At 57.4% G+C, this 6,805-nt stretch carries 9 protein-coding genes; 6 read left to right on the plus strand and 3 right to left on the minus strand.

Going from position 1 to position 6,805, the window contains the following annotated elements; all coding sequences use genetic code 11:
• The coding region (locus J0X19_RS24545; RefSeq protein WP_206987060.1) for a T9SS type B sorting domain-containing protein at positions 1 to 1,776 on the plus strand (1,776 nt) is incomplete at its 5' end.
• A 115-nt stretch (positions 1,777 to 1,891) separates the two neighbouring features.
• On the opposite strand, the gene J0X19_RS24550 is transcribed toward J0X19_RS24545, so the two are convergent.
• Positions 1,892 to 2,185, minus strand: a complete 294-nt coding sequence (locus J0X19_RS24550; RefSeq protein WP_206987061.1) for a hypothetical protein — start codon at positions 2,183 to 2,185, stop codon at positions 1,892 to 1,894.
• Positions 2,186 to 2,317: 132 nt separating this feature from the next.
• On the opposite strand from J0X19_RS24550, the gene J0X19_RS24555 reads away from it, so the two are divergent.
• Positions 2,318 to 2,581, plus strand: coding sequence for a barstar family protein (locus J0X19_RS24555; protein ID WP_206987062.1), 264 nt, complete (start codon positions 2,318 to 2,320; stop codon positions 2,579 to 2,581).
• 17 nt (positions 2,582 to 2,598) lie between these two features.
• Positions 2,599 to 3,135, plus strand: coding sequence for a hypothetical protein (locus J0X19_RS24560; protein WP_206987063.1), 537 nt, complete (start codon positions 2,599 to 2,601; stop codon positions 3,133 to 3,135).
• Positions 3,136 to 3,226: 91 nt separating this feature from the next.
• Here the strand turns inward: J0X19_RS24560 and J0X19_RS24565 are convergent, their stop codons facing one another.
• A complete protein-coding gene (locus J0X19_RS24565) occupies positions 3,227 to 4,117 on the minus strand; it encodes a cation diffusion facilitator family transporter (protein ID WP_206987064.1) in 891 nt (296 codons plus the stop codon).
• 316 nt (positions 4,118 to 4,433) lie between these two features.
• Between J0X19_RS24565 and J0X19_RS24570 the strand changes: the two genes are divergently transcribed.
• The 3 genes from J0X19_RS24570 (at position 4,434) to J0X19_RS24580 (ending at position 6,418) form a co-directional block, all read left to right on the plus strand.
• Positions 4,434 to 4,769, plus strand: coding sequence for a hypothetical protein (locus J0X19_RS24570; RefSeq protein ID WP_206987065.1), 336 nt, complete (start codon positions 4,434 to 4,436; stop codon positions 4,767 to 4,769).
• A gap of 90 nt (positions 4,770 to 4,859) precedes the next feature.
• Positions 4,860 to 5,063 carry a hypothetical protein gene (locus tag J0X19_RS24575; protein WP_206987066.1) on the plus strand — a complete coding sequence of 68 codons (204 nt, stop codon included), beginning with the start codon at positions 4,860 to 4,862 and terminating at the stop codon, positions 5,061 to 5,063.
• A gap of 287 nt (positions 5,064 to 5,350) precedes the next feature.
• On the plus strand, positions 5,351 to 6,418 hold the full coding sequence (locus J0X19_RS24580; protein ID WP_206987067.1) for a 3-oxoacyl-ACP synthase III family protein: 1,068 nt from the start codon (positions 5,351 to 5,353) through the stop codon (positions 6,416 to 6,418).
• 102 nt (positions 6,419 to 6,520) lie between these two features.
• Here the strand turns inward: J0X19_RS24580 and J0X19_RS24585 are convergent.
• Positions 6,521 to 6,805, minus strand: a 285-nt coding sequence (locus J0X19_RS24585; protein ID WP_206987068.1) for a hypothetical protein, incomplete at its 5' end; no start/stop codon positions are given.

Raw genomic sequence — 6,805 nt, forward strand, 5'->3', positions numbered from 1 at the left:
ATCGGGGTGCAGCCCAAGCTGGTGGTCTTCAACGCCGAGGACCAGCCCACCGGCACCAACCCCGTGCCCCTGACCGACTTGCGCACCTGGAGCATCCGCGTCATTGGGCCGGCGCCGCAGAATTTGCGCGTACGAGCGGGCACGACTCCCTTACGCACGGCTCTTCTGGAATGGAACAGTTATGTGTGCCGCAAACCGGGCGCGCAGATTCGCGTCTTCCGTAAGGAGGGCCCGTCGGGCTTCAGTCCCGGGCCGTGCCAGACGGGCATTCCGGCCAGCAGCGGCTTTGTGCAGATTGCCTCGTTGCCGTACACGGGCACCACCGACATTACCACCTACACCGACGACAACGGCGGGGTGGGCCTGGAGCGGGGCAAGCAGTACTGCTACCGCATCTACGTGGAGTTCCCGCTGCCGGCCGGCGGCCAGAGCATTGCCTCCAACGAGGAGTGCGTCAACTTTGCCGGGCGGGCCCTGCTCATGCGCCAGGTCACGGTAGACCGCACGGCCCCCAGCAGCGGGCAGATCACCGTGGCCTGGACCAAGCCCAAGAGCACGCCGCCCTTCGCCGACCCGCAGCAGTTCCGCCTCTCGCGGGCCGTGGGCCAAACCACCACGGGCCCGTTCACGCCCATTGCCACCATTGCCGTCACGACCACCACCAACGACACGACCTACGTGGACCAGGACCTGACGCTGGACACGCAGAACCGGTCGTACAGCTACCGGGTGGAGTTCCTGAGCCAGAACCAGGTACAGGAAACGGCGACGGCCGCTTCGAGCGTGCGCCTGGAAGGTACGGCCCTGCCGTCTACGACGACGCCCGCCCTCAACGCCATTGCCCTGACGTGGACGTACACCGTGCCGTGGAACAACACGTTGCGGCCCACCACCATCTACCGCAAAGGCCCGAATCCGCTGCCCACCGACCCGTTTGTGGCCATTGCCACCGTGACGGGCACGGCCACCGGCGGCAGCTACCGCGACGAAGGCACGGCCACGCAACGGTTGCAGAAGGGGGCCACTTACTGCTACTACGTGGAAACCACCGGCACCTACAATGCCGACAAGCTGCCCAGCAACCTGATCAACAAGAGCCAGCAGCAATGTATTGCCGTGCGCAACATCCCGTGCGCGCCGGTGCTCACGCTCACCCGCCCCAACTGCGACAGCCTGGCCAGCCGCCTATTCGAGCTGCCGGCCACGCCGGTGAGCGGGGCCGTCTACACCAATCAGTTGCGCTGGACGCTGGGCACCACGCCCGCCGATTGCAGCCGCGCCATTCAGTTCTACAACATCTACTACGCCCCCAACAGCCAGGACTCGTTGCGCTTCCTGGTGCGGGTGCCGGGCTCGCAGACCAGCTACGCCCACCGCGACCTGCGCCAGGAGGCGGGCTGCTACGCCGTGCAGGCCGTGGACTCGAGCGGCACGTTGAGTGCGCGCAGCAACGTGGAATGCAAGGACGACTGCCAGTTGTTTTTGCTGCCCAACATCTTCACGCCCAACGGCGACGGCAAGAACGACACGTTCCGGCCCAAGGCCTTCACCCCGCTGCGGCGCACGCACTTCACGGTCTTCAACCGCTGGGGCGTGAAGATCTACGAGAGCAGCGCCGACCCGCTCATCAACTGGCCGGGCGGGGGCAGCCGTACCGAGGGCAGCGGGGCGCCGTCGGTGGTCGAGGGCATGTACTACTACCAGGCCGAGGTGGAGTTTGCCGACGTCAACAACTCCAAGCGCACCTACAAAGGCTGGGTCCAAATTACCCGCTAGGTTATTCTTCGCGCACAGCTACCGAAAAAAAGCAGCCTCAGTTAGCTGAAAAGCCTTTCTACAAAAGGACTTTTCAGCTAACTGAGGCTACTACTGGGATGAGCGTTGCTATAGTCTACACGGTTATGCTTTCCTCCACAGCTTCGGCAATATCAATTGCCTCCAGTGGTGGAACGGGAGCGAAGCGGGATTCATGGAAGTTGGCTTCCGGGAAGCCGGGCGCTACGTCGGTGTTGTTGATTTCAACCAACGTAATCCCGTAGCCGCGGTGCGTATCGTACATGCCACGCACGGTGTAGATGGGGCCGCGCTTGGGCGTTTGGATGTTGGGATTTTGTACGAGTAGTAGCGTAAAGTCATCGTTGGTACAGATAACCTGCTGGCCAAGGTGGAAGAGGGGCGGCTTCATAACGGCAAAAATACTGCTGCCTCACTAATGCCGGTAGGTCAGCACACGCAGGGGGGCGCCCATTTACTCTCCCTTGATCTAAAAGTAATAAGGCAATATGCTGAATTCCTTGGGTTCTTTCTACTTTGCCGCATGACCCTAGACTTGAGCGGCATAACTACTAAAGCAGCCTTACACACGCTATTCAAAAACCAGCTAGGCTTTCCCGAGTGGTACGGCCCGAGTTGGGATGCTTTCTTTGATTGTATTATTGCCATTGTTGAACTGCCCGATCAACTGGTGCTCATCAACTGGCAAAAGTTTGACCAGTCCTGCCCGAAGGATATGGGTATTCTGCGGCAAGTAATTCAAGATTATGAAGCTGAGCGACCAGGCAAGCGGATTGTGCTAGCCTAAGCAGTTGTGCGGAACGTATGCGCGTTATTTCTTTCACCCCAGCCCTGGTAGCCGCAGTACAGGCTGGCCGTAAGACGGTGACCCGCCGCCGGTTCTCGCCGGACTTACCTCTCCAGCAACAACCAGAACGCTACCGCTATGCTCGGCTAGAAAGAGAAGGAGCAGTGTTTAATGACTTGCGCACCGATGCCATGTGTGGGCTGCCGCCTATTCCGTGCCCATTTGGCCAACCGGGGGAGCGGCTGCAAGTACTAGAAGACCCGGCACTCATTTTGGAAATACGCAGCATCCGGGCCGAGCAGGTGCAGTGCATGACGGAGGCGGATGCCTTGGCAGAAGGGGTACGTGGGGCGGAAATAGAAGGCCACATGCAGTGGGGTGGGGTAGAACCAGACGCAGAAAGCCCCAGCCAATTTAAGTGGTATAGCACCCCGCTTACCGCCTTTCAGGCCCTGCTCGATTCTATCTACCCAACAGCTTGGGCACGAAATGAGTGGGTTTGGGTGGTGACGTTCGTAAGATGTAGCAAGCCTGTTACAAATGCAGCCTCATGATTTTCAACTGGTACTCGGAAGCTAGAAAAGGCGGCTACAGGTACGCCTAACCATGCGGCGTGCAATCCAAATAGCACTCTGGCCTGATAGGCTATTCAGCTGGTTCCACATGAACCAGTACATTATAAACCGCCGGTTTCGCCTGCATAATAACCGCCTTCACGTGGTGGGCTATATCGTGGCCGGTACGCACGCTAATATTACCGTCGACGATGATATGCAGGTCGGCGAAGTATTCGAACCCCATTTTGCGCACAAAGCATTTTTCAGTGGCCAGCACACCCGGTACGCTTTCGGCCAAGGCGCGAATATCCTGCGTCCAGGTGCCTTCGGGGGCTTCATCCATAATCTCGCCAAAGGCTGGCCGGAAAATATGGTAGGCGTTATAAACGATGAAGCCGCACGCCACCAATGCGGCCCAGTCGTCGGCACTCTCGTAGCCTGGTCCGCCTAGCAGGGCAATACTAATGCCGACAAAGGCCGTGCAGGAGGTAATAGCATCGGCCCGGTGGTGCCAGGCATCGGCGCGTACGGCGGCGCTGTCCACTTCTTGGCCAATGCGCAGTACGCGCCGATATAAATACTCTTTAAGAAAAATAATTACGGCCAGCACGCCCAGCGTGAAAGTGGCCGGCAACTGGTGAGGCGTTTGTATCCGCAGAATACTCTCATAAGCAATGTAGCCCGCCGCAACCAGCAACGCCCCGGCCACAACCAGGGCAGCCAGTGGCTCGGCTTTGCCGTGGCCGTAGGGGTGATTCTCGTCGGGCTCACGGGCTGCGGTGCGCAAGCCCAGCCACACAATGAACGAGCTGATGATGTCGGTGCCGGATTCAATGGCATCGGCCACCAAAGCGTAGGAATGGCCTAGAATCCCCGCCGTGCCTTTGCCAAGCACCAAAGCCACGTTGGCGATGATGCCCATCAGGGCCGACTCCTGGCCGCGTTCGGCTCGTTGGCGGTTGGTGGGGGCAGGCTCCATAAGGTGTGTAATAGGTAACGTAGGAAAGAGCCGGCAAAAGTCGGCAAATTAGCGAGGCTTCCGTGCCTATGGGGTATGGTTCTACGCCAACCAGAGAGAAGGTTTGCAAGGAGAGTCGTTCAGACAAGAATAAGCCAGCCCGAGCTAGAGTACTTATCTGCGTCGGGAGCCGCAACCGTACTTATGGAAACCGGCAGAGCAGCACCTGCCGGTTGCCGGCGCAAACCTGCCTATAATGCTCAGGCGGCCTGATTAACAGTTACGGAATGAACTCCGGTTAAAGTTTGGTCGGGCTTTTGCTACTCTTGTCGGCCGTATGAAAAACTTATTGCTACTCTTCGTGCTGTTGCCATCATTCGGAGCCTGGGCGCAGGTGCCAAGCAAGTTGGAGGAAGAGAAGGCAAAGCAGGCGGTACGCGCCGACATTGAAAAGCGTGCGTCAGCTAGAAGAATGATCTACCAGCCGGGGGAGTTTCAAACGAGCCTTTATGCAAACACCGAACAAAAGGCAGACCTTGCGGGGAGCATAGTGGTAGTGCACAGTTTCCAAGTCAAGGATTCCACCGATGTTAGGAGACCTTACCAAGTGTCGTATTTGGTTACGGCAGCGGGGCAAGTGTATGTGCAAGAAGTTGTTACCCCAAGGCGCTGATGTTGGCTAAGCACTGGGTTTGCCGGAACATCAACGAATGATTGGCCCACTACTGATAGGTACTGTATGCGGTGCTGCCTACTTTGCATTATGATCCAGATCTACAACGACGGCAAAGGCAAGGCAGATTCTTTCGAGGCAACGCTACTTGACCCAGAGGCACTGGGCATACAGCCCGCGTACGGCGTGGGTGCTTCCCCGCAGCTGGCAGTGGATAATCTCAAACAGGCTATTCACCAACGCATAGGCCTGTTGCAGGCTATTGATTACAGTGAAATTAGTTTGTTGGAGTAAAAGCTAGCCGGTCTTCCCACTCAGCTTTGTTATGTGGGTGTAGCTGAGTGGTTTGGTAAAAGCGCGCCGCTTGCGTAATGGGCTTAATCCAGAGGGCTCTTGCGAATAGCTGAGGCTGAAAGGGCGCAACCTCAGGAACGGAAACCGTATCTTGCCCAAGATTTTCTTTCACCGCTTCCTAGCGGCCCCTGCCTACGTCCCGATTAAGTTGCGTTTACCTCAACAGTGCGCCTCTTGGTTTTTTCGAGCAGGCCTCGGTCGGCAGCCCTTTCCCAGTTTGTTAGTTCATGATTCGATCTGTTATTGCGGCAACTGGCAGCTGCATTCCGGAAGGGGTACTTCATAATGAAGATTTCTTGTCCGCCCGCTTTTTCACGAAAGAAGGCGCAGCTATCGAGCAGGAGCCGGCCCTTCTGCTCGACCGATTTCGTGCTATCACCGGTATTGCGGCGCGGCGCTATGCACGGCCCGAGCAAACAGCGTCCGATTTAGGGGTGTTAGCGGCGCAGCAGGCACTGAGCAGCGCCGGCATCGACGCCGAAACCTTGGATTACCTGATTGTGGCTCAAAACTTTGGCGATGTACGCCACGGTAGTAATCGGGTAGACCAGGTTCCTTCCCTAGCCTCCCGGATTAAAGCGCGCTTAGCCATTCAAAATCCCAATTGTGTGGCTTACGATATGGCGTTTGGCTGCCCAGGATGGGTGGAAGCCCTCATTCAAGCCAACTATTATATTCGCTCCGGCGACGCGAAACGGTGCCTCGTAATTGGCACCGAAACCTTGTCGCGCGTGGTTGACCCGCACGACCGGGACACGCTACTCTTCAGCGACGGCAGTGGTGCTGTGGTGTTGGAAGCCCGCCACGAGGGTACCGCTGGCATTCTCGCTCATCATACCCAAACGCACGCCTACCAGTATGCGGGCTTGTTGCAGATGGATAAGTCGTATAACCCAGCTTACAGCGCGGCAGACCGGTTTATGAAAATGGAGGGCCGCAAGCTTTATGAGTTTGCCTTACAGCACGTGCCCGCCGTAGTGAAAACAGCCCTGGAAAAGGCGCAGGTGCCACTCACGCAGATCCGGAAAGTGTTGATTCATCAGGCCAATGAGAAAATGGACGTGGCCATCCTGGAACGGCTTTTTCAGCTCTATGGCGAATCCCACCCCAACCCTGCGCTCATGCCCATGACTATTTCCTGGCTCGGCAATAGCTCTGTTGCTACCGTGCCTACGTTAGTGGACTTGTTATTGAAGGACCAGCTCGACGGGCATCACGTGGAACCCGGCGACCATGTCGTGCTGGCATCGGTTGGTGCTGGCATGAATATCAACGCTGTTGTGTACCGCTTTTAAGCGGTTGGCAACATCCGCGCCTCTGGCTCAGAAACTGTGCGCTCTGTTTCTGTATACTTCATCTATACCACTTCAGCCTAACAACCGGTGTAAGCTAGCTGCTTATGCCACCTGCAACTCTGCCTCATAGTAACAGTCCCAATATCCATTGTCGAGCCGGTATACATTGACCCGATAAAACAGGCCTGTGCGTGGGTGCCGCTCCTTTACTTGTCCGCGCCAAATTACTTTGCCCGCCTGTGTAGCGGGAGCAGGCTGTACCGGCTGGCCGATGGCGTAGGTAAAGCCAGTTGCTGGCACATGAAGGAACGTTTCGGTAGCTTCCTCCGGCGTAGCGAGGGCCGGCTTAGGTGAAGGCACCGAAACGGCTTGGCAAGCTTCTTCATG

It is taken from the genome of Hymenobacter telluris (assembly GCF_017313265.1).
In the GTDB taxonomy this organism is placed as follows: Bacteria; Bacteroidota; Bacteroidia; order Cytophagales; family Hymenobacteraceae; genus Hymenobacter; species Hymenobacter telluris.

Bases quoted from the DNA above. Each gene is read 5' to 3' on its own strand.
- J0X19_RS24570 (WP_206987065.1), top strand. From the start codon at position 4,434: ATGAAAAACTTATTGCTACTCTTCGTGCTGTTGCCATCATTCGGAGCC.
- J0X19_RS24580 (WP_206987067.1), top strand. From the start codon at position 5,351: ATGATTCGATCTGTTATTGCGGCAACTGGCAGCTGCATTCCGGAAGGG.
- J0X19_RS24555 (WP_206987062.1), top strand. From the start codon at position 2,318: ATGACCCTAGACTTGAGCGGCATAACTACTAAAGCAGCCTTACACACG.
- J0X19_RS24560 (WP_206987063.1), top strand. From the start codon at position 2,599: ATGCGCGTTATTTCTTTCACCCCAGCCCTGGTAGCCGCAGTACAGGCT.
- J0X19_RS24575 (WP_206987066.1), top strand. From the start codon at position 4,860: ATGATCCAGATCTACAACGACGGCAAAGGCAAGGCAGATTCTTTCGAG.
- J0X19_RS24565 (WP_206987064.1), bottom strand. From the start codon at position 4,117: ATGGAGCCTGCCCCCACCAACCGCCAACGAGCCGAACGCGGCCAGGAG.
- J0X19_RS24550 (WP_206987061.1), bottom strand. From the start codon at position 2,185: ATGAAGCCGCCCCTCTTCCACCTTGGCCAGCAGGTTATCTGTACCAAC.